We start from the raw sequence: 22,680 nt of genomic DNA, 5'->3' as shown, positions 1-22,680 counted from the left end.
TTCGGATGATGGTCAGCGCAGGGGGTTTCGATGAGTAGGCCGATTCCCGATGTACCGATTGCTGCGGTCGATGTTGCGACGCTCGGCATCAGCCCCGGCGGTCAGCCGTACGTTGTGACGCTGGCCGGAGTGCTCGGCGGCGGCAGCGGCTTCGTCGACCACAATGGCCACCCTGACATCGATCGGCTCCGCGTCGCGCTCAGCCCGCGGATCGAGGCGGAGGTCGACCTGCACCAGCGTCCCGATCGTCGGGACGGGCAATGGTGGTGGACGTATGCAGCGGCCGATCCCGCGGTGCACATCACCATCGAGGAAGCGCTCCCCGGTGAAGGGTTCGAAGATGTATGCAGCCGTTTGGTGATGACACCACTGGGCCCCAATCACCCGCTCTGGCACATCGCGCTCGTCCCGGCCGCTCGGCCTGGCCGCTGCGGAATGGTGGTGCGGCTACACCACGCGCTGGTCGATGGCGCTCGCGCGAGCGCATTGATGGAGCGCCTTTTCGGGGAGGATTCGGTGGAGCACGATGCCCGGCCGGTGAGAGTTGTTGAGCGCGAGGCGGGTTCCGTGCCGTCGTCCGCCTCGCGGCTGGCCTTTCGGGTGCGTTCGATCATGCAGTCGCGCATCAGGTCTCGGATACTGCTCGGTCCCGTGAGTGCGGGCCGGGCAGTGTCGTCCGCCAGTGTCGATCTTGCGGCGCTCGAGGCAGCTGCCCAACGCTGCGGCGCAACGGTCAACGACGCCTACCTGATCGCGGTGGGACAGGGGCTCGCTGTTGTGATCGAGCATGCGGGAGAACCGATTCCGGAATCCCTCGCGATTTCGGTTCCGGTGCGAATCGACGCGCACGGCCCCGCGCACAATGCCGTCGGCTTGATGATTGTCGATGTGCCACTTTCCGATCCGTTGTCCGCACTTGCGGTGGTCGCTGCGCGGACGGCTGCCTCGAAGGCCCTTGCGCGGGCCTCGGGGACCGTCATCCGCTCGGCCCTACTGGCACGCGGATTCAATGTGCTCGCCCGGCACCAGCGCATGATCGCGACTGTCGCGTCCAATGTGCGGGGTCCGAGCCGCCCACTGGTGCTCGATGGCGCGCCACTTGTCGAACTGTGGCCCTTGGGGCCGCTTGCCGGCAACGTACGGGTCGGATTCACAGCAGCGTCCTACGCCGGCCGGTTGTGGATCGGCATCGAAACCGACTCCGAGTACATCCCCGACGTGGCGGAGATTGCGGCGGCGGTCGAACGGACGCTGGCGGCCATCGCCGCCGATTGAGGTCCGGGAGCCTCCGCATGGACGTCGGGGGATGGCCCTGACGGATTTGGTCATCCAGCGCAAATAAGGGGTCCTTCGCGTTACATTTGATGTGCTTTTGACGACATGGGTACCAGATGGCATTCAAGCCTGAGGGAGAACCGTCGATGAAACTCGTTGCAGCCAGACGCTCGGGCGCTCGAATCGGAATGCGTTCACTCGCCGCGACTGTCGGTGCGGCGATGCTGATCGCCGGCGGCCTGACCATCGGTTCTGGTGCCGCAAATGCGGCACCAGCTCGTCAGACAATGTGGATCGACTCCTGTGGCATGCCCGGCCCGATCAAGGTCAACTACTGGGCGCGGCCAGAGAACTACAAGACGGTGGTCCTCCTCGACGGATTGCGGGCGACCAACGATGTCAGCGGATGGGAGCACAACACCCGGGTTCAGGACATGGCCGATTCCGGCGTCAACGTGGTTCAGCCCATCGGCGGGCTGGCCAGCTGGTATGCCGATTGGGACGCCCCGAGCAACCTCAACAACCAACAGTTCCGGTACCAGTGGAACTGCGTGATCACGTGGAGCCTGGTTCAGGCTATGGACGCGCAGGGACTTCGCGGACCAAGTGGCAGGTACGCCATCGCCGGAATTTCGATGGGCGGCGGCCCTGCACTGGTGATCGCTGCCAACAATCGACAAAACTTTTCGCATGCGTTTTCCATGTCCGGCGTCCTGGCGTTGTCGGTGCCCGGCACCCGCAGTGCGGTGCGCTTGATACTCATCGATGCGGGCATCGAAGCCGGTGTTGGTCCGTTCAACTCAGACAGCATGTTCGGTCCGCCATGGAGTCCGCGATGGGCGGACAACGACCCACTCATCCAAGTGCCGAAGATGCACGGGCTCAAAGTACGGGTCGCCGCGTCTACCGGACTGTGGGGTCAATACAACACCGATCCCATCAACTCCCTCAAGGGTTCGCCCCTCGAGGTGCTGGCCCTTGCGCAAACCCGCGCATTTGAGGCCCAGGCGGCGATCAACCGGCTGCCCATCACCACCGATTACCCGATCACCGGCACACACGACTGGGGATACTGGTCGGAGATGCTGTGGCGGGCGAAGGACTCCGGCTGGTTCCGCTGAGGCTCTCCGGGCCGAATTCGCGCCACTTACCTGCGTACGCGCCGGTTGCAGCGGGCGCGTGTGCGGGTAACTGGCGCGAATTTCGCCACGGGGGTTCGTCCGGTCAGAGTTCGGGACCCTGCGCGCGGAGGTTGTCGACGTCGTCCATTGCGGATCGTAGTTTGCCCAGCCATTCATCGGTGTGGGCACCGACGAGTTTGACCGACCATGCCAGTGCGTCGGCACGTGATCGTGCGACCCCGGCGTCGACAAGGGTGTCGAGGACCTGTCGTTCCGGCTGACGCAGTCGCGTCATCACGGGAACGGCGATGTGGGTGAACAGGATCCGCTCGTCGCCGACCTTGACGCCCCATGAAACCTTCCGGGCATAACGGGCCTGGGCCTCGTCGGCGATGGACATCCGCTCGCCGCGGGTGTCCTCACGGAAGCGTGATGCGCGGCCTTGTGCTGCAGCTGTCGCGGTCTTTTCGGTGCCGCTGTCGTCGGTGCCGGTGTCCGGCGGTGTGAGGGTGCCGATGACGGTGATCTCGTCGCGGTCGACCGTCACCTCGACGGGTCCGTCGAACCAGTCGTCGGGCAGTCGTCCGGTGAACCATGCACCGGCATCGCCGGCGTCCGGGAGCTGCGCCTGTTGCCAGCCTCCGCGGCGTCCACCGGGTCCTCTGGATCCTGGATGTGTGCCTTTCATGATGCCTCCTTGGTAGGTGATTACATGATTACACCGTTACAGCGTTACGTCATCCAGGTTCGCTGTGGGCGGATAGAGGAGTTCGAGGAGAGTCGGCCGTTTACGCTGGCCCCATGGCTCTCACCTGGGACGACTCGGCGGACGGGGTGCTAACGCTCCCATCCGGCAAGCGGGTGCGGGGACGAGGATTACGCGACCCGATGCCGGCTGGTCCGCAGCCCGAGTTCGGGCTGTACCTACTCGGTCACCAGCCCCCGGCCGTGCCGTGGCGTGGCCGATGGCTGCGGTGGCGGGATTTCTGGCTACCGTCCGATCGGGCCGCCGCCGCCGATGCATTGCGAGAGGTGTGGGAGCGCGCCGAAATCGAACGGGTGGAGGTGGCCTGCCTCGGCGGTCGCGGACGGACCGGTACGGCGCTGGCCGCCCTGGCGGTGATCGATGGTGTGCCCGCACCGCAGGCCGTCGACTACGTCCGGGCGAACTACCGCGAGGATGCCGTCGAAATGCCTTGGCAGCGAAGGTATGTTGCCCACTTCGGATAGGTCGACTACTCGGGACCGTGCTCGATCCGAGGTGGCCGGAGTTCGAGCTGTCGCACCAGATCGTCCAGTACTCGTTGCGTCTGATCGTGCCCGCCGGTGATACCCAGTTCGTTCTCCATGACCAGGGTTCGGGTCACGCAGGTCACCGCGACCGACACGGCGACCGGTGGGAGGTCTCGTGGATCGATGCCGCGAGCGCCCATCAGCATGGCGAACGCGGCTGTCTCGATCTCGCGGAAGCGCAGGCCGTACTCCGCGATCTCGGAGCGGATCGCCTTGCGGTGATTCGACAGCGCCATGAACTCCATCTGGAGTGCGGTACCCATCGGGTCGCTGTGCAGTTGCAGAATTGCCCGCATCGGTTGCTCGTCGGTGAGCGCCCGCTTGAGGCGTTTCAGGTTGGCCTCGGCGCCGTCCCGGAAGACGGCCAGATACAGATCGTCCATGGTCGGGAAGTAGTAGTGGACCAGGGGTGGCCTGATTCCGGCCCGCGCCGCAACCCGTCGTGAGGTGGCTGCCGCGTAGCCCTCCTCGAGCATGATCTGAGCGGTCGCCCGCACCAGCGCGTCGCGGGTTTCGGACTCGCCTGCGCCGTCATTCTTCCGCCGCCGCACACCCGCTGTCACGCCAAAAGACCTGGCGTTTTATGACACTGCGAAGGAGGGCAAAACCTTGACCGACTTCTCCGAAAACTGCTATACATACCGCAATCCTACAAAGCTGAGCGAGTGCACAAAAGTATGTCGATCATGCGCAATGTGAACGGACAGAGGGGTGCCGGTGAGCACAACTGAAATTTCAACCGCCCGGTACGTCGGGGCCCGGGTGCCACGGGTCGAGGACGCCCGCCTCGTGGCAGGCGCGGGGTGCTATGTCGACGACATCACCCGGCCAGGCATGCTGCACATCGCGTTTGTGCGCAGCACCGTCGCGCGCGGCCGGATCCTGGGCATCGACACCTCGGAGGCGCTGGCGATCGATGGGGTCAAGGCCATCTACCTTGCCGCCGATATCAATCCGGGTGTCCACGAACTCCGCTATTCACTCGACGGAATGGTCGGTGGGACGTCACAGTGGCCGTCGCTGGCCGAAGACGAGGTGCGATTCGTCGGCGACCCGATCGCCATGGTGATCGCCACCAGTCGGTACATCGCCGAGGACGCCGTCGACATGGTGATCGTCGACTACGACGTGTTGCCGCCGGTGGTGAATTACCGAACTGCACCGGACGCCGACGGGCTCGTTCACGCCGAGTTCGCACGGAATCTGGCGATCGAACTCCCCGGACGTCCGGCATCGGAGATGGATCCGATCTTCGACGCGGCGGCGCACGTCGTTCGCCGAACCGTATACCAGCAGGCCCATTCGCCGATGCCGATGGAAACCCGCGGCATCGTCGCCGAATGGTCCTCGCCCAGTGGCGAGATGACGATCTGGCTCTCCAGCCAGTCACCGCACGAAGCGCGCGGATTTGCTTCCCGGATACTCGGTGTCCCCGAGCATCGGGTCCGCGTGGTGTGCAAAGACACCGGAGGTGGATTCGGCCAGAAAGTGGTGCCGCAGCGCGAAGAGACCTGCGTGATGATCGCCGCGAAGAAGATCGGTGTCCCGGTCAAGTGGATCGAGGATCGGCAGGAACATCTGATGTCGGCGGGCATGGCGCGTCAAGAGCACGGCGCAGCCCGGATGGCCTTCGATTCCGACGGCAAGATCGTCGCCGCCGAACTCGATCATGTACAGAACATCGGGGCATACCCGATTCCGTCGCCGCTGACCGGTGCGGGCGCGGTGGGAATGTTGTTCCCGGGACCGTACCGGGTTCCGCAAGCAACGTTCGGCCTGAAGTTGGTGTACACCAACACTGTTGGACGCGTCGCGTACCGCGGCCCATGGCAGTACGAGTCGATGGCAAGGGAAGTGCTGCTCGACGCCGCCGCCCGGCAGATGGACATCGACCCGATCGAGCTACGACGCCGCAACCTGCTCCGCGCCGACGAGATGCCGGTGAGCAACGCGTTGGGGATGCCCTATTCGGATGCGACCCCACTCGAGACCTTCGAGAAGGCGGTCGAGGCGCTCGACTATCCGGCATTCCGGCGCGAGCAGGAGACGGCGCGGGCCGAAGGTCGGTATCTGGGTGTGGGGACCTGTACCTACATCGAACCCACCTCGGCCTCAACACCGTTCATGGCAACCGAGGGTGCCACGATCCGGGTCAATCCGTCGGGGACCGTCGACGTTTTCGTGAACGGTGGTTCCGCGGGTAACAGCGTCGAGACAACCGTGGTGCAGTTGACCGCGGACGCACTGGGTGTGGCGATCGAAGACGTCCACACCATTCAGGGAGACACCGCGGTGACGCCGTTCGGTGCCGGAACCCAGGGCAGCCGTTCGGGTTCGATGACCGCGGGCGCGGTGGCCGTCACCGCGAGCGGCCTGCGGGAGAAGATCCTGGCAATCGCCGCCCACAAGTTGGGTGCCGATGTCGCCGACGTCGACTTCATCCGCGGCCATGCCTCGGTACGAGGTGGGGACGGGCCGGGCATTTCTCTCGCCGAGATCGCCGATATCGCGTATTACCAACCTGATTCGCTCCCCGCGGGAGTGTCTCCGGGCCTCGAGTCCAGTGGCCGCTACAAGGCGCAGGCTCCGATGATCTGGGCCAATGCCACCCACGTGTGCACCTGTGAGGTCGATATCGAGACCGGTGAAGTCACCCTCCTGAGGTTTATCGTCGGCGAGGATATCGGCCCGATGATCAACCCGAACGTGGTGGAGGGGCAGATCCGGGGCGGAACGGTGCAGGGCATCGGCGGCGCACTCTACGAGCACTTGGCCTACGACGAATCCGGAAACCCGGTGACCACAACATTCATGGACTATCTGATGCCCACCGCAACCGAAGTGCCCAGCAACATCGAGATCGTGCACGTCGAGACGATGGGCCCCGGTCCGGGCGGTTTCAAGGGCGTGGGCGAGGGTGGGGCAATCGGTTCGGCGCCGGCCGTGGTCAACGCCGTCGCCGATGCCTTGGCGCCGTTCGGTGTCGAGGTCAGTGAGTTACCACTGAGTCCGGCGAGGATCGTCGCGATGGTGGATGCGGCACGTGCGGGATCGGTGACCCGATGAAGCCCGCAGCGTTCGACTACCACCGGCCGGCCACCGCATTCGAAGCCGTCAGCCTGCTCGCCGAACTCGGTGACGAGGCCAAATTCATTGCGGGCGGCCAGAGTCTGATGCCGATGCTGGCCCTGCGCCTTGCCGCATTCGAGCACCTTATCGACATCAGCCGGTTGTCCGGCCTCGAAGGCATCGAAGTGCGCGGTGAATCCGTCTGGATCGGTGCAGGCACCAGGCAAAGTGCCATTGGCCGGTCCGAGACGGTGACGGAATCGGTGCCATTGCTGGCGCGGGCGACACCGCTGATCGGGCACTTTCAGATCCGGAATCGCGGCACCATCGGCGGTTCGATCGCTCACGCCGATGCCGCAGCCGAGTATCCGGCGGTGGCCATCACGCTCGACGCGCAGATCGAATTGCTCTCACCGCGTGGTGCGCGGACGGTGCCGGCCGTGGACTTCTTCACCGGTATGTGGAGCACCGCCATGGTCGAAGACGAATTGCTGACCGGCGTCACTTTCCCGGTATGGGAGGGTAGATGCGGGTTCGCGGTTGATGAGTTCGCCCGTCGCCAAGGTGATTTCGCGATCGCCGGGGCGACTGTGGCGGTACGGATCGACGACAAATCCCGGATCGAAAAATGCGCCATCGGTCTGTTCGGTCTCGGCCCTGCGGTCACCCGCGCCACCGCGGCGGAACAGGCGCTGATCGGTGTTTCCGTCGACGAGATCGACACCAAAGAGATCGGGGAACTCGCGGTGTCGGGGCTCACCTCGGTTCCGGCGGATCTGCACGGCTCCACCGATTATCGAACCCGGGTCGGGGCAACACGAGTCAACCGTGCGCTCGATCGCGCGCTTTTGGAGGCGAAGAATGGCTGATGTAGAGATCAAGGTCTGGGTGAACGGCGCGCTGTATCACGCATCGATTGCACCCCGACTCACGCTGGCCGACTTTCTGCGGGTCGACTGTGGTTTGACCGGAACGCATCTCGGCTGTGAACACGGCGTGTGTGGCGCCTGTACCGTGCTCGTCGACGGCGAGGCGGTTCGTGCCTGCCTGCTCTTCGCGGTCCAGGTGGACGGCGCCGAGATCACGACGATCGAGGGTATGGCGTCCTCTGACGGTGAGCTCTCCACAGTGCAGTGCGCATTCCGTGACCACCACGGTCTCCAATGTGGTTTCTGCACACCGGGTTTTGTGGTGTCCGCGACAGCCTTCCTGCGTGAGACACCCGATCCGAGCGAAACCGAGATCAGGGAAGCGCTCTCCGGTAACATCTGCCGGTGCACGGGGTACCAGGGAATCGTGGAAGCCGTTCGTGCGGCGGCCGATTCGATCAACGGAAGTGAAAGGCCCGCATGAAGCTCGAGAACCAGTTCAGCATCGGCGTTCCGGTCGAGGAGGCATGGCAGGTGCTGCTCGACATCGAACGGGTTGCCCCCTGCGTCCCCGGCGCCACGCTCACCTCCAACGAAGGTGATCAGTTCAAGGGCAAGGTCAAGGTCAAGCTGGGGCCGATCGCGTTGAGCTACGCGGGAATCATCAAGTTCCGCTCCCGCGACGAAGAGGCCAAGATCGCCGTCCTCGAAGGTAGCGGCCGTGAAGCACGAGGCAACGGCACCGCGAGTGCGGTGGTCACCTGCCGTCTTGTCGATGCAGGCGGGCACACCGATGTATTCGTCGAGACCGAACTCGACATCACCGGGAAGCCCGCACAGTTCGGGCGCGGCGCGATGGCCGAGGTGGCGGGCAAACTGATCGGACAATTCTCCGAGAACCTTGCTGCAGAGATCGAGAGCGACCAGGCCGCCGCGACAGTGGCCGAGACACCCGCTGCCGAGACCTCTGAAACACCGGCCGCGGCGCCGGTGGCCGAAAAGCCGGTGGCGCCGAGGAAGCCCGCCGAGCCGATCGACCTGATCGAGGCGTCGGGATTCGGCGGCATCGTCACCCGGACCGCCGTGTCGGTGGGGGTATCCCTGGTGGCGACCGCGCTGATCGTTCTCTACCGCCGCCGCCGAGCCCAGTAGTCGGACCGTCACCCAGCCGCTCGACGCTAGCGGTACTCGACGTAGCCGTAGGAATGGTGTAGACCAAAGCCCAAGCGGCGGTACCACTCCCGGGCGTGATGGTTGGTGGTTTCGACCTGCAGGTAGGTCGATGTCGCGCCGCCTGCGCCGCCCCACGACTCGATCGCGGCCATGATCGACCGTCCGTGGCCCTGGCCCCGGTGTTCGGGATCGGTCTGCAGTGCTGAGACACCCAGCCATACTTCGTCTTTGAGGCCGGTGGTGATCGCGCCGCGGCCGATGGCAACCACATTCCCGCGGGAGTCGCGTACCTCGGCAAAGCCGAGACGTCCGTCCTGCGATGCGCAGACAACGGCTCGTGCTGTGGACAGGTCCGAGATCGTCCGCCCTGCGGCGTAGACCGCCATCCACTTGTCGGTGGGTTGATCGGTGATCGTCACGGGGTGATCGGGCTGAGTAATCGCCGTCGTGCCGATCGGTGCGGTCAGTACGTCCACCGGGCTTGTGTAGTCGTCCTCGGGCACGTGGGACCCCGGGACCAGCCGGGACACCACGGAAAGCATCACCGGCAGATCCCGCGCGGCGTACCACCGGCCCAACCGCTGCAGGGTCTGCGAGTCGAGACGTGCGCCCATCTCCAGCGGCACCGCGGAGTTCGCCCGCCGCGTGAATCCGGCGCCGGCGCGGGCGAACCAGCCGTCGATCATCTCCGATTCCAGTCCGGGCCAGGCCCTGGCGGCCGCGAGCTCCAACGACCGGATCTCCGAGTTCCGCACCGGCTTGTCGGAGAGCACCTTCACCGCGACGACCAGTTCGGCCGGGATGTGCAGCAATTCGACGCCACGACGGACCCGGAGTTCCGGGTCCGTGGATTCGAGGATGCCGGTGACGTCGCTCAGGGTCGCGGTCTCGTCGGCGCGCCAGTCGGCGGGCGCTCCGGGTCCTTTCCGGAAGCGCACCACCACGCGGTCGCCCGCAGCCGGGGTCACCTAGTCGTCGTCATCTTCGTCGTCGTGCCCGAACGGATCGGACTCCGAGCCTGGCAGCCAGGACAGACCGGGCACGCCCCACCCACTGCGTTTGATGGTCTTTTTGGCGGCCCGGGCGTTCCGTCCGACCAGAACGTCGGTGTAGAGGTAGCCGTCGAGGTGTCCGACTTCGTGCTGAAGCATCCGGGCGAAGAAGCCTTTGCCCTCGACCTCGACGGGGTCACCATTGCGATCGACACCGGTCACCTTTGCCCATTCGGCGCGCCCGGTGGGGAACTGCAATCCCGGGACCGACAGGCAGCCCTCGTCGTTGTCATCCGGGTCGGGCATGGTCTCGGGAATTTCTGACGTCTCGAGGACGGGGTTGATCACTTCGCCGCGTCGGCGCGGCCCCGTCCGGCCATCACCCTCGGGGCAGTCGTAGACGAAGAAACGCCGACCCACGCCGACCTGATTTGCGGCGAGTCCAACACCGTTGGCCGTGTCCATTGTTTCGTACATGTCGTCGAGCAATGCCACCACGTCAGCGGGTGGTTTGCCTTCGGCGTCGAGGGTGACGATCTCAGTGGGATTGTGCAGCACCGGATCACCGACGATGCAGATCGGAAGAATTGCCATGAGGGTCAGATTACTCGGCATGCCATCAAGCGAAATCCACTGGCGGCGTGGTTAGATGTACCACGAACCACACTGATGTAATTCGTGACATAACTATCGTCAAGTTGGTGTTGGCGACGGGGTGGAGTAGGACCGATTCTCAAGGGAGCGAGATGGACGGCGCAACCGCGCGAGACCAGAAGAATTCCGGACTTGCGGACAACATCAGCCAGCACCATGCAGAGTTGGGGCCCGGCGAGGTTGGAGCCGATGGGCTGACTCGGCGCGACCATGAGGTCTTGGCATTCGAGCGTCAATGGTGGAAGTATGCCGGCGCCAAAGAAGAGGCCATCAAAGAGTTGTTCGGCTTGTCCGCAACCCGCTATTACCAGGTGCTCAATGCACTCGTCGACCGTCCTGAGGCGCTGGCTGCCGACCCGATGTTGGTCAAGCGACTACGTCGACTGCGGGCCAGTCGGCAGAAGGCCCGTGCGGCCCGCCGCCTCGGTTTCGACGTCACCTGATGGCTCGGCTTTGCCGTTCCTGATGACTCGGCTCTGCCTTCCTGACGACTTGTCGGACCCGCCGCGTGCGGATGGCTGGGGAAGTTTCGTAAGGTTGACCCAATGACCAAGTCCGACCAAACTGATCCGCCGGAATCTCCGACGCGTCGGGAGAACCCTCACCTGCCACTACGCGCCGGGGCAATGCTGTTGCTGTCGGTTGCCGTGGTGTTCATCGGACTCGGTTGGCACTCTGCTGCCACTGGCGACTCCGACCCCGAAGCCGGCCTCCAAGCTGCGCAGAGTCGGCAGTCGACTTCTGTGGCGCCCTCATCGGCTGCGCCGCAAGCCCCGGCGACCGAGACCACGCCCACGGCCACGACCTCGGCGCGGCCATCGACCTCCACCTCAGCTGACCCCAGCCGTCCGGAGGTCTGCATCTTCAATGCAGGCACAGTCAGCGGCCTTGGCCAGACGTTCACCAAAAAGGTCGAAGACCTGGGCTGGGAGACCGCGGAACCGACGAATCTGCAGTCGGCGAGCATCACCGAGAACACGATTTTCTACACAGCCCGGCAGCGCGCTGCCGCCGAGCAACTTGCCGAAGATCTCGGTGGCGACGTCTCGGTTGATCCGCGGCCATCGGCGTTCAGCCAGTGTCCGGGTGGGTTGCCACTCATCGTCGTGACCCGGTGATGATCCCGACCGGAACGGAAAGACGAAGCCGGAGGCGGAGCTCGGCATCAACACGGATATGATTTTTCTGACCTACTACCGACGGTAGAACCGGTGGATTCGTACGCCCAACCCCAAGGGAGCTCAATCATGGCGCAGCGCTCGCTCAAGAACCTCAGCACTGTGTGGCGGGCCGCCGCGCTGGTGGCACCGGCAGCGATGGCTGTACTTTTTGTGGCCGGTTGCAGCCCGGATGAGAACCCCACCAAGGAACGCGGGACGACGCCGAGCGTCGTGACCGGTGATCCGGCGCCGATTGACGTAGGCGCGATCGGTGATCCGAGTGAAGGTGGCGAGGCCACCGCGGAACTGCGCACAGCCGATGGCCAGTCGGCAGGCACGGCCAGCTTCGACACCAACGAAGCGGGCTCGGTTGTCGTCACCGTGAAGGCCGAGAACCTCGCACCCGGTTTCCACGGCATGCACGTCCACGCGGTGGGCAAGTGCGAGCCCGACTCGACGCCTCCGACCGGTGGCGCCGCCGGGGACTTCCTCTCCGCAGGCGGACACCTGCAGGTCGATGGCAACACCTCGCATCCGGCCAGCGGCGACCTCGTTTCGATTTACATCAATGATGAGGGCACCGGTGAAACCGTCACGGTCACCGATGCCTTCGACATCGAGCAGATCCTGCAGACCGCTATCGTGATCCACGAGAAGCCGGACAACTTCGGCAACATTCCAACCAAGTACGCACCGGCGCCTGACGAGGAAACGCTGATGACGGGTGACGCAGGCAAGCGGATCGCCTGCGGCGTCATCGAAGAGGCCTGAGATAAACAACTCTCGATCGATCGACTTCAAGGCTTCGCCGCGGCCCACGCTCGGCGTGGAATGGGAGTTCGCCCTCGTCGACAAGCAGACCAGGGATCTGTCGAACTCTGCGGCGCAACTGTTCGAAGAGGTCAGCCGACTCGACAACCCGAGTTCCGGCGACCGAATCCACAAAGAGTTGCTGCGCAACACCGTTGAACTCGTCACCGGAATCTGCGACAACACCGGGGAGGCGATCGCCGACCTCTCCGAGTCGATGGCGGTGGTCCGCCGGATCGCCGACGGTATCGGCGTCGACCTGTACGGCGCCGGTACACACCCTTTTGCGGAGTGGTCCACGCAGCAGCTGACACCCTCACCCCGGTACGCCGAGATGATCGAACGCACCCAGTGGTGGGGTCGTCAGATGCTGATCTGGGGTGTCCACGTGCATGTCGGGATCAACCACCGCGACAAGGTCTTACCGATCGTGTCGTCGCTGCTGAACCAGTACCCGCACCTGCTTGCGTTGTCGGCGTCGTCGCCGATGTGGGCGGGCCAGGACACCGGATACGCCAGTAATCGCGCGATGATGTTCCAGCAGCTTCCCACCGCGGGCCTGCCGTTCCAGTTCCAGAAATGGGCCGAGTTCGAGCATTTTGTCGGTGATCAGATGACCACCGGAATCATCGAGCACCTCAACGAGATCCGCTGGGACATCCGGCCTTCGCCCACTTTGGGGACGGTGGAGATCCGGGTCTGCGACGGCGTGTCCACCGTTTCCGAACTCGCCGGACTGGTGGCGCTCATCCACTGCCTGGTCGTGGATCTCGATCATCGGCTCGACGCCGGTGAAACGCTGCCGGTGATGGCGCCCTGGCTGGTGCAGGAAAACAAGTGGCGGGCCGCACGTTACGGGCTCGACGCCATCATCATCACCGACGCACAGTGCAACGAGCGTCTTGTCACCGACGACCTCGACGACATGTTGACCAGGTTGGCCCCGATTGCGGTCGAACTCGACTGCGTCGACGAATTGGCTTCGGTGGCAGACATGCCGCGTCGGGGTGGCTCGTATCAGCGGCAGCGGAAGATCTACGCGGAGACCGGTGACATGGTTGCGGTCGTGGACGCGGTGGTCGGCGAACTCAGTCGCTGAAGGTGCGCTTACGCCACCACTGATCGACTTGTCCCAGTTCGGTTTCCGGTTCCGCACCGGTGAGCCACTCCGATTCGATCCGGAACCAGTTGGCGGTCGCGCCGAGCTGGCCGAGCATGGCGCAGGTGTAGAACTCGACCCGCCTGGCCATCAGGTGCTCCTCCGGGAATCGTTGCCTACGTGCGGGTTCGGCGTAGTCATGGGCGGGATGGACCGCCGCCACCATGGCGCTGTTGGCGATCTCGGGTGTGATGGTCAGTGTCACGTCGTCCATATGCCACCACGTGGAGTCCTGGACGTAGGCCAGGACGTCGGCATCGGTGATGTTGTCCTCGTCGATCAGGATGTCGCCGCGCCGCAATATCCGGGCGACCTGTTCGGAGTCACCGGCGCGGGCGGCGATCAGTGCCGCTCGCTCGAGTTGTAAAGCGCGTTTGGACATCGTCTTGCTGGATCCGAAGTCGAGGAAGGCGACCCGGCCGTCGTCGGCGAGCATGATGTTGCCCGGATGTGGGTCGCCGCAGAACGTGGCGTCGGTGTGGATGCTGCCGCAGTAGAACCGGTAGATCACTTCCCCGACCTGGTCGCGGGTCTCCGAATCCAGTTTCGCCACCTCGTCAAAGGTGATGCCACTGACCAGCTCCGTGGTCAGAACCTTTGAACTGCAGAGACTGTCGATCACATCCGGGATCTGGATGAAGGGGTGCCCCTGATAGCGCACCGCGAGCCTGCGCTGGTTGTCGGCCTCGGCCGCGTAGTCGAGTTCGGCGACGATGTTGCCGGTGATCTCACGAACGAACGAGTGTGGATCCGCCGTGGGCAGAAGGCCCTTGTACAGGCGCAGCGCAATGGCGAGATTCTTCAGATCGGCACGCACCACCCGGTCGATCCCGGGGTACTGCACCTTGATCGCGACGTCGCGGCCGTCGGTGAGCCGGGCCCGGTACACCTGCCCGATGGATGCGGCGGCGATCGGGACGGGATCGATCTCGGCGACGGCAGACATCCGGTCACCGAGTTCGGCACGGACCACGGCGAGCATCGTCTCGTTCGCCACTCGGGGAGCGTTGTCGCGGAGTATCGCGAGTTTCTGGTTGAACGCGGGTCGGGCCGACTGCGGCACCATGTTCAGGTCGAGCAGCGAGAGGAACTGCCCGACCTTCATTGCCGCGCCCTTCATGGACCCGAGGACGGTGATCAGCTCGTCGGCAGCGGCGAGGGCATCACGCTCAGCGCGTCGGCGGCGTTCGTCGGGCGAGCCGCCCAGGGTGGCCGCGCGCGAACGAACTCGCCGGATCGCGGTGTGTGCAGCCACTTTTCCGAGCTCGCCACCGCGGCGCAGTGCCGACGCAGATGGCGCGGGTGTGGACGGGGACGGTTCGGGGTCCATCAGTTCGGCAGCGCCATCAGTCGGTGCGATGCGTCTCGATCTCGTCCTCGCGGATGAGATCGTCGCGCATCCGCTGCTCCTGGTACGCCAGTTTGCCGACCCGATGTGCGATGACCGGCGCGGTGACCAGGGCAAACATCGCCGATAGCACCAGCATGCCGAAATCGACGGTGTTCCAGAGGCGGACCATGGCGGCGATCAGGACCAGGAGCAGTCCGAGTGTCTGAGGTTTGGTGGCCGCGTGCATGCGGGTCAGCGTGTCCGGGAAACGCAGGATTCCGATGGAGGCCGTGAATGCCATCAGTGATCCGCTCAGGACCAGGATGGAGACGATGATGTCGGAGATCATGCGCTAGACCTCGTTGTCCCGGACGCGGAAGCGGGCGACCGCAACGGTTCCGACAAAGCCGAGCAGCGACAGCGCGACAATCCCGGACACCACAGTCGAGTCCATGGAGTAGGCCGCCCACACCGCCAGTGAACACGTCGCCACCGCCACCGCGGTGTCGAGTGCGACGAGCCGGTCGAGCGTGTCGGGGCCGATCAGCATGCGCGCGGTGGTGAGCACCGACGCGGAGAGCAGGAGACAGGCAGCGATGATCCAGACAACGTTCACTTCATGACTCCGCTCGTGTAGTCGTCGTCGATTCCGTGGTACGGGCTGGCATGCCATTCACTATCGCGTTCGAAGGCCTTGATGAACAACCGTTCGACGGTTTCGACCTGCTCGTGGAAGGCTTTCACCTTTTCCGGTGAGCTGGCGTCGATGATATGGACATACAGCAGTCGGCGGCTGTGGTCGATCTCGACCACCATGGTTCCGGGCACCAGATTCAGATAGTCCACGGCAAGCGTCAGTACCAGGTCCGACTTGATGGCAAGCCGGACACGCAACACCGCGCTCAGGGGTGGTTTGGCGGGCCGGATCGCCAGCCAGCCGACCTGCAAACTCGACTTGAAGAGGTCGATCAGCAGGCGGGAGATCAACTCCACTACCGTCAACGGGTGGATGCGGCCTTCAACCGGGACCCGCGGCAGCGGCAGCAGGATGAGTACCACGATCGCGACGCCGATGCCGGCGATGACGTTGGCGAGGTCGAACGTACCCCAGAGCAGAACCCAGACGAAGGCGAGCCAGGAGATCGTCCACACCCGGACCGCGACTTCGCGGCGGTCCGAACCGAACCATCGCTTGATCTGGATGCGGTTCCTGATCAGGATCCCGGTCCTGGTCAGATGCCAGGCGATGAAGATGACGGTGAACCGCCAGGCGTTCACCAGGTGCGCACGTATCGGACCGCGCGGGGACGGCGGTTGTGGTCGTGACGATGCGGTTGGCCCGGTCACCGGCCACCTCCCAGCACGGCGTCGAGGTAGATGCTCGAGTCGGTGAGATCGGCGGCGGCCTGATCTGTGAACTCGAAGATGGGTCCGGCCCACAGGGTCAGGATGATGCCTGCGACCACCATCGCGATGGTGGGGACCACCATGCCGATGGGCATCCGGCCGACATCCACACGGTCGTCGAAGGCGACGTCATCGGCGTCGGATCCGTCGAGCAGCGGTGAGGGGCCGGCATCGGCCATGTCACCTTCGGGGGCGTCGGCGCGCGGGCGCCAGAAGGCCTTGGTCCAAACCCGGGCCACCACGTAGAGCGTGAGCAGGCTGGTCACGACCGAACCGACGACCAGGAACCAGGCGAGCACGCTGCCGTCCTGGACGCCGGCTTCGATGAGCGCGACCTTGCCGATGAACCCGGAGAACGGCGGGATGCCACCGAGATTCAGTGCCGGGATCAAGAACAGAGCTGCCAGTAGGGGACTGGCCGCCAGACCACCCAGGCGGCGCAGTGAGGCGGAGCCGGCCTGTCTCTCGATGAGTCCGACCACGAGGAACAGGGTTGTCTGCACCAGAATGTGGTGCGCCACATAGTAAATTGCGCCGGACAGTCCGAACTCTGTGGACAGCGCGAGGCCGAAGATCATGTAACCGATGTGGCTGACCAGTGTGAACGACAACAGTCGTTTGATGTCGGACTGGGCTATCGCACCGAAGATGCCCACCAGCATCGTCAGCAATCCGGCCACCATCAGGACCTTGTCCATGGAACCGCCCGGGAACAGCAGCGTGTGGGCCCGGATGATCGCGTACACACCGACTTTGGTCAGCAAGCCGGCGAACACCGCGGTGACCGGCGCCGGAGCGGTGGGATAGGAGTCGGGCAACCAGGTCGACAGCGGGAACACGGCCGCCTTGATGCCGAAGGCAACCAGCAGCACCGCATACAGCGCACCCTTGGTGCCATCGGGTACGTCCTGCAGGCGGATCGCCATCTCGGCAAGGTTCAGGGTTCCGGTGGCGGCGTAGGCGAACGCGATGCCCGCGAGGAACACCAGCGACGAGACCATCGAGACCATCACGTACGACACACCGGCCCGTACCCGGTCCGCGCTGGCACCGAGCGTCAGCAACACATAGCTGGCCGCCAGCAGTACTTCGAACGAGACGTACAAGTTGAACAGATCGCCGGCGAGGAAGGCGTTGCAGACTCCGGTGCAGAGCAGCAGATAGGTCGGCAGGAAGATCGAGACCGGCTGGTCGACGGTGCCGTCGCGGATACCCTGGCCGACCGCGTAGAGCATGACACAGAGCAGGACCGCGGTCGAGACCACGAGCATCAGGGCCGAGAGCTGGTCGGCGACAAGCGTGATACCCAATGGGCCGAGATCGCCGCCCTTGGAATCCCAGCCACCGATGTGCAGGGCGTAGGTACCGTCGCGGTTGGTCAGATACAGCAAGAGGCAGGCGGAGATGAAGGCGATCGAGATCGCCACGATGGTCACCACACGCTGAAAACGGGGATAGCGGCCCATGATCAGCGTGAGCACGGTGCCGATCATCGGAACCAGCACCGGCGCCACGATCAGCGTGGGGAACCAGGCATTCGACAACGTCATGTGTCTGAGCCCCCTCTGGTGTCCGTCGCGGTTTCCTCGAGATCTGCCGCCATTTCGTCGGCGAGGTCGTCGGGGTCGGGAAGGATGTCGGTTTCGTAGATCTCGGCGCGACGGGCCTTGATCTGCTCTTCGGTCAACGGATTGCCTGCATCGTCGAACATGTCGCCGCGCCTGGTGTCGAGGCCGGTGACCGGGTCGTCGCTGCGGTCGCGGTCGGGTGCGTCCGCGCTGCGTTGGTGCTGGACCTTCAGATCTTCCGGATCGTCGTCGACCTCGTCGTCGGTGTTGATCATGAAGCTGCGGTAGGCGAGCGACAGGATGAACGCGGCCATGCCCATCGTGATGACGATCGCGGTCAGGATCATGCCCTGCGCCAGCGGATCGGCGTCTTGAGTTCGGTCCCCCGAACTACGTCCGATGATCGGGGGGTTTCCCATTCCGCCGGAGATGGTGATGATCAGCAGGTTGATCGAGTTGCCGACCAACAACAACCCGAGCAGCATCTTGATGAGGCTGCGTTCGAGGAGCAGGTACACGCCGCAGGCTGCCATCAGGCCGACCACGATGAGTAGTCCGAGGTTGACACTCATGCGTCGACCTCCTGTGTCTCGCGGCGGACCCGTGGAGCGTCTTCGTCGAGGCGGGCGCCGAGGCTGCGCAGGACATCGAGGACCAGGCCGACAACGATGAAGTAGACGCCGAGGTCGAAGAACAGTGCGGTCACCAGTTTCACGTCGCCGAAGATCGGGAGTGTGAACTCGATCGTCGCCGATGACAGTGCTGGTGCGCCGACGAAGACCGAGGCCACCGCCGCGGCCACCGAAAGACCCAGTCCGATACCGAGGATTCGGCCGGCATCGATCGGGATGGCTTCGCCGAGTTCGTAGCGGCCGCCCGCGAGGTACCGGAGCACCAGGGCGAGTCCCATCGTCAGACCACCGGCGAATCCGCCGCCGGGCGCGTTGTGTCCGGCGTAGAAGAAGTAGAGCGACAACACGACCATCGTCGGGAAGATCAGCCGGGTGGTGGCCTCGAGCACCAGCGACCGGTGCCGCGGATCGCGGAAGTTGCTGCCGCGTAGCCAGGTCGTCCGCTCACCGAACTGTTGGGTGCCGTCGTATTCGGTGCGCGGCGCTTGATCGCGGGTGGCGTCGGCGACGCTGGGGGCCGATCCGAACCGCCGGTGCCGGAAGACCATCGAGGCGACACCGGTCGCGGCCACCAGGAGGACGGAGATCTCGCCGAGGGTGTCCCAGGCGCGGATGTCGACCAGCAGGACGTTGACCGTGTTGGAGCCGTTGCCGTACTTGTATGCGGCGTAGGGCAACTCGGTCGACATCGGAATCGTGGTGCGGGCGGCCGCGGCGAACAGGCCGACCGTGACGAGGAGCGCGCCGAACGCCAGGCCGAGGAGCGCGCGCAGCGGCTTGAAGCCGGTGGCGTGCCGCGTCTCGGCTTCGGCAGGCAGCTTGCGCAACACCAGGACAAAGATGACCAGCGTCAGTGTTTCGACCAGGAACTGCGTCAGCGCCAGATCGGGTGCGCCGTGGAGGGCGAACAACACACCGCAGCTGTAGCCGGTGACGCCGACGACCAACACGGCGGCAAGGCGATTGCGCAATACGGTGGCTGCGATCGCGGACGCGACCATGATGCCGCCGATGACCAGCTGAACAGGTGATTCGAACCCGTTCAGCTCCAGCCGGTTTCGCGAACCGACGAACAGGACGATGGTCGGTAGCAGCACCAGGGTGACGACGATGATGCCCTGTGTCCGCGGCAGCGAGCCGCGCTGGGTGTTACGGGTCAGGTTGACCGAGAGGGTATCTGCGCCGCGAAGGACCGCGTCGTAGATCCGGTCGGCGTTGCCCAGCGCCGGCTTCACGAATCCGAGGCGACCCAGTTCGCGAACCAGCACGAACAGAGCGATGCCACCGACCACGGCGACTCCGGACAGTGCCAACGCCAGGTTGAATCCGTGCCAGAGTGCCAGGTGGACGATCGGTTCGCCGTAGTCGGGGACGGTCTCGGCGTAGGGCTCGAAGCTCTCGCCGATCAGACCGGCGAGTGGACCGGAGGCAACGCCTGCCAAAGCCAGGACCCCGGCCGGGATGAGGAATGCGGCGGTCGGCTTGTGCAGTCGGGCGACGGCCGGACTCGGCGACGACTTGCGCTTACGGCCGAAGGCACCCCACAGGAAACGCAGCGAGTACGCAACGGTGAGGATGGAGCCGATCACCAGCAAGATCACCTCGACCGGGCCCTGCCAGGAGTTCAACGCGCCGGTGTGCCAGATCTCGGCGAAGGCAGTCTCTTTGCCGACGAATCCGAGGGTGATCGGCAGACCGGCCATGCTGGCCGCGGCCAGCGTCGCGATCGCGGCGAGCCACGGCGACCTGGAGCCCAGCCACGCGAGCTTGCGCAGGTCGCGGGTACCGGTGGAGTGGTCGATGATGCCGACGACCATGAACAGCGCGGCCTTGAACATGGCATGCGCGACGAGCATCGTTAGTCCGGCCATCGCCACGTTCGCATCGCCGATACCCACCAGCACCATCAGGAAGCCGAGCTGGGAGACGGTGCCGAAGGCGAGTACCAACTTGAGGTCGTATTCGCGCAGTGAACGGAACCCGCCGAGCAGCATCGTCAGCGTGCCCAGACCCAGGACCAGGACCTGCCAGGACACGAGGTCGGAGAATCCCGGTGCCAGTCGGGCGACCAGGAAGATGCCGGCCTTCACCATCGCCGCGGCGTGCAGGTAGGCACTGACCGGGGTGGGTGCGGCCATCGCGCCAGGAAGCCAGAAGTGGAACGGGAAGATGGCGGACTTGCTCAGGGCGCCGATCAGGATCAGCACGATCGCGATGGTGACCGACGTTCCGGCAGGCGGATCGGCGACGATCTCCGACAGTGAGTACGTGCCGGCGATCTCACCGAGCAGAACGATGCCGACCAGCATGGCCAGGCCGCCTGCCGTGGTGACCAGCAGTGCCTGGGTGGCGGCGCGACGGCTGGTGGCGCGTACCGCGTAGAAGCCGACGAGTAGGAACGACAGGACCGTGGTCAATTCCCAGAAGATGTAGAGGACCAGCATGTTGTCGCTGCAGACCAGGCCGAACATGGCACCCGCGAATGCGACCATCTCGCCACCGAAGCCGGCGACCCGGCGCCGGGTCTCGGTGAAGTACTCGGCGCAATAACAGAGCACCAGGGCTCCGACCCCGAGGACCAGGACCGACATGATCGCGGCCAGGGTGTCGAATCGCAGGTCGATGTTCATCTGCAGTGCGGGCACCCAGGTGATCGACTCGGTGCGGATGCCACTGGATTCGTCGGGCCAGTTCGCGAAGACCCAGATGAGCCCGCCGAAGGGTGCCAGGGCCAGAACGTAGAAGCCGCGCCTGCCCAGCCAGGTGATGATCGCAGGCGCCAGCACAGCCGTGATGGCCAAGGCGGCCAGGACTGCAATCAAGGGGCACTCCGTCGATCAGGTGGGCGGTGTGTCGGCGCACGAGGCCTCAGGGAACAAACTGCGCGATACCTGCTGTCGCGCTACCTGCTGTGGGGTGTTCGGCCTCGTTCTCTGCGGTCCAGTCTACCGTTGCTGCTGCTAGGTGCCGTATTCGGGCTTCGATTCGTTTCCGAATGCAAGTAATCGCCCAGGTCACCGTAAAGCTGTCCGCCGGTCGGTAGGACAGTTGACGACCTCACCACCTAGTCTGTCTCCATGATTCGGGTGCGCGTGGTTGTGATGCTGATCCTGGCGGGTTTGATGTTGCTTGTCGGAGCGTGCGGCAGCGACGAGAAAGAGGCCGATTCGACGTCGGCAGGATCGCTGGCGCTGCCCGGTGACTTCCCTTCCCAGGTGCCGGTGATCGAGGGTGCGGTGCTGGCTGTCGGAGGCACGGCCAAGGACGGCTGGAACCTGACCGTGGCCGGCCGGGCCGACGCGGGCGACCCGTTCGACAACGCGTCGACGCAACTTCTCGACGTTGGTTTCACCGAGCAATTCCAGCGCCAGGAAGGCGCCGAGTCCGTGAAGGGTTTTGTGGCCGAGGCGGACGGCAAGCGTTACACCGTGGTGATCGGCACGACCGAGGCATCGGTCAGCGGCCCGACGGCCATCACCTATCAGGTGTCGCAGTCGTAGCCCGTCTGCTCTTTGATTGTGGCCAGGCGGCCAGGGCCGCGAGAGTCTCCGCTGACGGCGGGGTCACGAGGTGCGCCATCAAGCTGTCCAGTAGCTGACTCACATGCACCGCGTACGGCGGAACCCGTAGCCCCAGCATGCGGGTGCGATGCCGATCCGCGCACACGTGCAGGCTTGTCGCCGATGCCTGGCGAATCCGTATTTCCCGCAAACGTTTCGGTATGTCACTGATCAGTGAGTCGACCCGTGCGGTGTACGCGTCCTCGACTGTCCGATTGGACGAGGGAAGCCTGTCCAAGGGGTGGACCTTGTGTCCGAGTTGTTCGAGGAACTGCAAGTAGTAACAGTCTTCGTCTTCGGCGAGTTCGATCAACGGTAGATGGTGTGCCTCGATCACCCCGCGCAAGTCGTCAGCGGGTGTTCGGGCCTGGAGCAGTGCCCGCCTGCGGTCCAGATCGTCGAGGCGGTTGACCAGGATGGCCTCGACCAGGCCTTCTTTTGATCCGAAGTGATATTGCACTGCCGATTTGTTCGCCATGCCCGCTTCGGTCCCGATCTGGCGCAGCGGTACCCCGTCGATTCCGTGGACCGCAAAAAGGCGCTCGGCGGTGAGCACCAGTTGCTGTTTGGCGGACCGACCGACCGGGGGCATCGACATCTGACCATGA

Annotated in this window: 24 protein-coding genes; 12 read left to right on the top strand and 12 right to left on the bottom strand. The window is 64.6% G+C overall.

Features of this window, described 5'->3' with window-relative positions; translation table 11 throughout:
• The first annotated feature begins 30 nt into the window (after positions 1-30).
• Positions 31-1,275, top strand: coding sequence for a wax ester/triacylglycerol synthase domain-containing protein (locus AC1TQG_RS24855; protein ID WP_482141229.1), 1,245 nt, complete (start codon positions 31-33; stop codon positions 1,273-1,275).
• 146 nt (positions 1,276-1,421) lie between these two features.
• Complete coding sequence (locus tag AC1TQG_RS24850; RefSeq protein WP_482141227.1) at positions 1,422-2,396, top strand: alpha/beta hydrolase; 975 nt, start codon at positions 1,422-1,424, stop codon at positions 2,394-2,396.
• A 103-nt stretch (positions 2,397-2,499) separates the two neighbouring features.
• Here the strand turns inward: AC1TQG_RS24850 and AC1TQG_RS24845 are convergent, their stop codons facing one another.
• Complete coding sequence (locus AC1TQG_RS24845; RefSeq protein WP_482141225.1) at positions 2,500-3,084, bottom strand: hypothetical protein; 585 nt, start codon at positions 3,082-3,084, stop codon at positions 2,500-2,502.
• A 113-nt stretch (positions 3,085-3,197) separates the two neighbouring features.
• On the opposite strand from AC1TQG_RS24845, the gene AC1TQG_RS24840 reads away from it, so the two are divergent.
• Positions 3,198-3,626 carry a protein-tyrosine phosphatase family protein gene (locus AC1TQG_RS24840; RefSeq protein ID WP_482141224.1) on the top strand — a complete coding sequence of 143 codons (429 nt, stop codon included), beginning with the start codon at positions 3,198-3,200 and terminating at the stop codon, positions 3,624-3,626.
• Between the two features lie 5 nt (positions 3,627-3,631).
• On the opposite strand, the gene AC1TQG_RS24835 is transcribed toward AC1TQG_RS24840, so the two are convergent.
• Positions 3,632-4,252: a TetR/AcrR family transcriptional regulator gene (locus tag AC1TQG_RS24835; RefSeq protein ID WP_482141222.1), complete on the bottom strand. Its 621-nt coding sequence runs from the start codon at positions 4,250-4,252 to the stop codon at positions 3,632-3,634.
• 148 nt (positions 4,253-4,400) lie between these two features.
• Between AC1TQG_RS24835 and AC1TQG_RS24830 the strand changes: the two genes are divergently transcribed.
• From AC1TQG_RS24830 to AC1TQG_RS24815, 4 genes are read left to right on the top strand one after another with little or no spacing between them, the layout of a single operon-like run.
• Positions 4,401-6,755, top strand: a complete 2,355-nt coding sequence (locus AC1TQG_RS24830) for a xanthine dehydrogenase family protein molybdopterin-binding subunit (RefSeq protein ID WP_482141220.1) — start codon at positions 4,401-4,403, stop codon at positions 6,753-6,755.
• Complete coding sequence (locus AC1TQG_RS24825) at positions 6,752-7,627, top strand: FAD binding domain-containing protein (protein ID WP_482141218.1); 876 nt, start codon at positions 6,752-6,754, stop codon at positions 7,625-7,627. The genes AC1TQG_RS24830 and AC1TQG_RS24825 overlap by 4 nt, the downstream gene beginning before the upstream one ends.
• Positions 7,620-8,111, top strand: a complete 492-nt coding sequence (locus AC1TQG_RS24820) for a (2Fe-2S)-binding protein (protein WP_482141216.1) — start codon at positions 7,620-7,622, stop codon at positions 8,109-8,111. Before AC1TQG_RS24825 ends, AC1TQG_RS24820 begins: the two co-directional genes overlap by 8 nt.
• Positions 8,108-8,779 (top strand): SRPBCC family protein, encoded by a 672-nt coding sequence (locus tag AC1TQG_RS24815; protein ID WP_482141214.1) that lies wholly within the window; start codon positions 8,108-8,110, stop codon positions 8,777-8,779. The genes AC1TQG_RS24820 and AC1TQG_RS24815 overlap by 4 nt, the downstream gene beginning before the upstream one ends.
• 26 nt (positions 8,780-8,805) lie before the next feature.
• Here AC1TQG_RS24815 and AC1TQG_RS24810 read toward each other — a convergent pair whose 3' ends face one another.
• A complete protein-coding gene (locus AC1TQG_RS24810; protein ID WP_482141212.1) occupies positions 8,806-9,768 on the bottom strand; it encodes an N-acetylglutamate synthase, CG3035 family in 963 nt (320 codons plus the stop codon).
• A complete protein-coding gene (locus AC1TQG_RS24805; protein ID WP_482141210.1) occupies positions 9,769-10,386 on the bottom strand; it encodes a peptide deformylase in 618 nt (205 codons plus the stop codon).
• A 152-nt stretch (positions 10,387-10,538) separates the two neighbouring features.
• On the opposite strand from AC1TQG_RS24805, the gene AC1TQG_RS24800 reads away from it, so the two are divergent.
• The 4 genes from AC1TQG_RS24800 to AC1TQG_RS24785 all read left to right on the top strand — a co-directional run bounded on the left by AC1TQG_RS24800 (position 10,539) and on the right by AC1TQG_RS24785 (position 13,515).
• Positions 10,539-10,889, top strand: a complete 351-nt coding sequence (locus AC1TQG_RS24800) for a DUF3263 domain-containing protein (protein WP_482141208.1) — start codon at positions 10,539-10,541, stop codon at positions 10,887-10,889.
• A gap of 102 nt (positions 10,890-10,991) precedes the next feature.
• Positions 10,992-11,564, top strand: a complete 573-nt coding sequence (locus AC1TQG_RS24795; RefSeq protein ID WP_482141206.1) for a LytR C-terminal domain-containing protein — start codon at positions 10,992-10,994, stop codon at positions 11,562-11,564.
• A 129-nt stretch (positions 11,565-11,693) separates the two neighbouring features.
• A complete protein-coding gene (gene sodC, locus AC1TQG_RS24790; RefSeq protein WP_482141204.1) occupies positions 11,694-12,377 on the top strand; it encodes a superoxide dismutase[Cu-Zn] in 684 nt (227 codons plus the stop codon).
• A 1-nt stretch (position 12,378) separates the two neighbouring features.
• Positions 12,379-13,515, top strand: a complete 1,137-nt coding sequence (locus AC1TQG_RS24785; protein WP_482141481.1) for a glutamate--cysteine ligase — start codon at positions 12,379-12,381, stop codon at positions 13,513-13,515.
• Here AC1TQG_RS24785 and AC1TQG_RS24780 read toward each other — a convergent pair.
• The 7 genes from AC1TQG_RS24780 to AC1TQG_RS24750 are packed head-to-tail and all read right to left on the bottom strand — an operon-like array spanning position 13,505 to position 21,334.
• On the bottom strand, positions 13,505-14,905 hold the full coding sequence (locus tag AC1TQG_RS24780; protein ID WP_482141202.1) for an ABC1 kinase family protein: 1,401 nt from the start codon (positions 14,903-14,905) through the stop codon (positions 13,505-13,507). The genes AC1TQG_RS24785 and AC1TQG_RS24780 overlap by 11 nt on opposite strands.
• A gap of 16 nt (positions 14,906-14,921) precedes the next feature.
• Positions 14,922-15,254, bottom strand: coding sequence for a monovalent cation/H(+) antiporter subunit G (gene mnhG, locus AC1TQG_RS24775; protein WP_482141201.1), 333 nt, complete (start codon positions 15,252-15,254; stop codon positions 14,922-14,924).
• 3 nt (positions 15,255-15,257) lie between these two features.
• Positions 15,258-15,521 carry a monovalent cation/H+ antiporter complex subunit F gene (locus AC1TQG_RS24770; protein WP_482141199.1) on the bottom strand — a complete coding sequence of 88 codons (264 nt, stop codon included), beginning with the start codon at positions 15,519-15,521 and terminating at the stop codon, positions 15,258-15,260.
• Positions 15,518-16,252 (bottom strand): Na+/H+ antiporter subunit E, encoded by a 735-nt coding sequence (locus AC1TQG_RS24765; protein WP_482141197.1) that lies wholly within the window; start codon positions 16,250-16,252, stop codon positions 15,518-15,520. Before AC1TQG_RS24765 ends, AC1TQG_RS24770 begins: the two co-directional genes overlap by 4 nt.
• The gene (locus AC1TQG_RS24760) at positions 16,249-17,862 is read right to left on the bottom strand and encodes a Na+/H+ antiporter subunit D (RefSeq protein WP_482141195.1); all 1,614 of its coding nucleotides are present in this window, start codon (positions 17,860-17,862) and stop codon (positions 16,249-16,251) included. The genes AC1TQG_RS24765 and AC1TQG_RS24760 overlap by 4 nt, the downstream gene beginning before the upstream one ends.
• The gene (locus AC1TQG_RS24755; RefSeq protein WP_482141193.1) at positions 17,859-18,452 is read right to left on the bottom strand and encodes a Na(+)/H(+) antiporter subunit C; all 594 of its coding nucleotides are present in this window, start codon (positions 18,450-18,452) and stop codon (positions 17,859-17,861) included. The genes AC1TQG_RS24760 and AC1TQG_RS24755 overlap by 4 nt, the downstream gene beginning before the upstream one ends.
• Entirely contained in the window at positions 18,449-21,334 is a 2,886-nt protein-coding gene (locus AC1TQG_RS24750) for a Na+/H+ antiporter subunit A (RefSeq protein ID WP_482141191.1), read from the bottom strand. The genes AC1TQG_RS24755 and AC1TQG_RS24750 overlap by 4 nt, the downstream gene beginning before the upstream one ends.
• Positions 21,335-21,589: 255 nt before the next feature.
• Here AC1TQG_RS24750 and AC1TQG_RS24745 point away from each other — a divergent pair, with 255 nt between their 5' ends.
• Positions 21,590-22,012 carry a hypothetical protein gene (locus AC1TQG_RS24745; protein ID WP_482141189.1) on the top strand — a complete coding sequence of 141 codons (423 nt, stop codon included), beginning with the start codon at positions 21,590-21,592 and terminating at the stop codon, positions 22,010-22,012.
• Here AC1TQG_RS24745 and AC1TQG_RS24740 read toward each other — a convergent pair.
• On the bottom strand, positions 21,987-22,670 hold the full coding sequence (locus AC1TQG_RS24740) for a TetR/AcrR family transcriptional regulator (protein ID WP_482141187.1): 684 nt from the start codon (positions 22,668-22,670) through the stop codon (positions 21,987-21,989). The genes AC1TQG_RS24745 and AC1TQG_RS24740 overlap by 26 nt on opposite strands.
• Between the last annotated feature and the right edge of the window lie 10 nt (positions 22,671-22,680).

Source organism: Williamsia sp. Y844, from assembly GCF_056786475.1.
Note: the sequence above shows the minus strand (reverse complement) of the source record. Positions and strands in the feature narration are given on the sequence as shown.

Coding starts and splice junctions, on each gene's coding strand:
- AC1TQG_RS24855 (WP_482141229.1), top strand. CDS start 31: ATGAGTAGGCCGATTCCCGATGTACCGATTGCTGCGGTCGATGTTGCG.
- AC1TQG_RS24850 (WP_482141227.1), top strand. CDS start 1,422: ATGAAACTCGTTGCAGCCAGACGCTCGGGCGCTCGAATCGGAATGCGT.
- AC1TQG_RS24845 (WP_482141225.1), bottom strand. CDS start 3,084: ATGAAAGGCACACATCCAGGATCCAGAGGACCCGGTGGACGCCGCGGA.
- AC1TQG_RS24840 (WP_482141224.1), top strand. CDS start 3,198: ATGGCTCTCACCTGGGACGACTCGGCGGACGGGGTGCTAACGCTCCCA.
- AC1TQG_RS24825 (WP_482141218.1), top strand. CDS start 6,752: ATGAAGCCCGCAGCGTTCGACTACCACCGGCCGGCCACCGCATTCGAA.
- AC1TQG_RS24820 (WP_482141216.1), top strand. CDS start 7,620: ATGGCTGATGTAGAGATCAAGGTCTGGGTGAACGGCGCGCTGTATCAC.
- AC1TQG_RS24815 (WP_482141214.1), top strand. CDS start 8,108: ATGAAGCTCGAGAACCAGTTCAGCATCGGCGTTCCGGTCGAGGAGGCA.
- AC1TQG_RS24805 (WP_482141210.1), bottom strand. CDS start 10,386: ATGGCAATTCTTCCGATCTGCATCGTCGGTGATCCGGTGCTGCACAAT.
- AC1TQG_RS24800 (WP_482141208.1), top strand. CDS start 10,539: ATGGACGGCGCAACCGCGCGAGACCAGAAGAATTCCGGACTTGCGGAC.
- AC1TQG_RS24795 (WP_482141206.1), top strand. CDS start 10,992: ATGACCAAGTCCGACCAAACTGATCCGCCGGAATCTCCGACGCGTCGG.
- sodC (WP_482141204.1), top strand. CDS start 11,694: ATGGCGCAGCGCTCGCTCAAGAACCTCAGCACTGTGTGGCGGGCCGCC.
- AC1TQG_RS24780 (WP_482141202.1), bottom strand. CDS start 14,905: ATGGACCCCGAACCGTCCCCGTCCACACCCGCGCCATCTGCGTCGGCA.
- mnhG (WP_482141201.1), bottom strand. CDS start 15,254: ATGATCTCCGACATCATCGTCTCCATCCTGGTCCTGAGCGGATCACTG.
- AC1TQG_RS24760 (WP_482141195.1), bottom strand. CDS start 17,862: ATGACGTTGTCGAATGCCTGGTTCCCCACGCTGATCGTGGCGCCGGTG.
- AC1TQG_RS24755 (WP_482141193.1), bottom strand. CDS start 18,452: ATGAGTGTCAACCTCGGACTACTCATCGTGGTCGGCCTGATGGCAGCC.
- AC1TQG_RS24745 (WP_482141189.1), top strand. CDS start 21,590: ATGATTCGGGTGCGCGTGGTTGTGATGCTGATCCTGGCGGGTTTGATG.
- AC1TQG_RS24740 (WP_482141187.1), bottom strand. CDS start 22,670: ATGTCGATGCCCCCGGTCGGTCGGTCCGCCAAACAGCAACTGGTGCTC.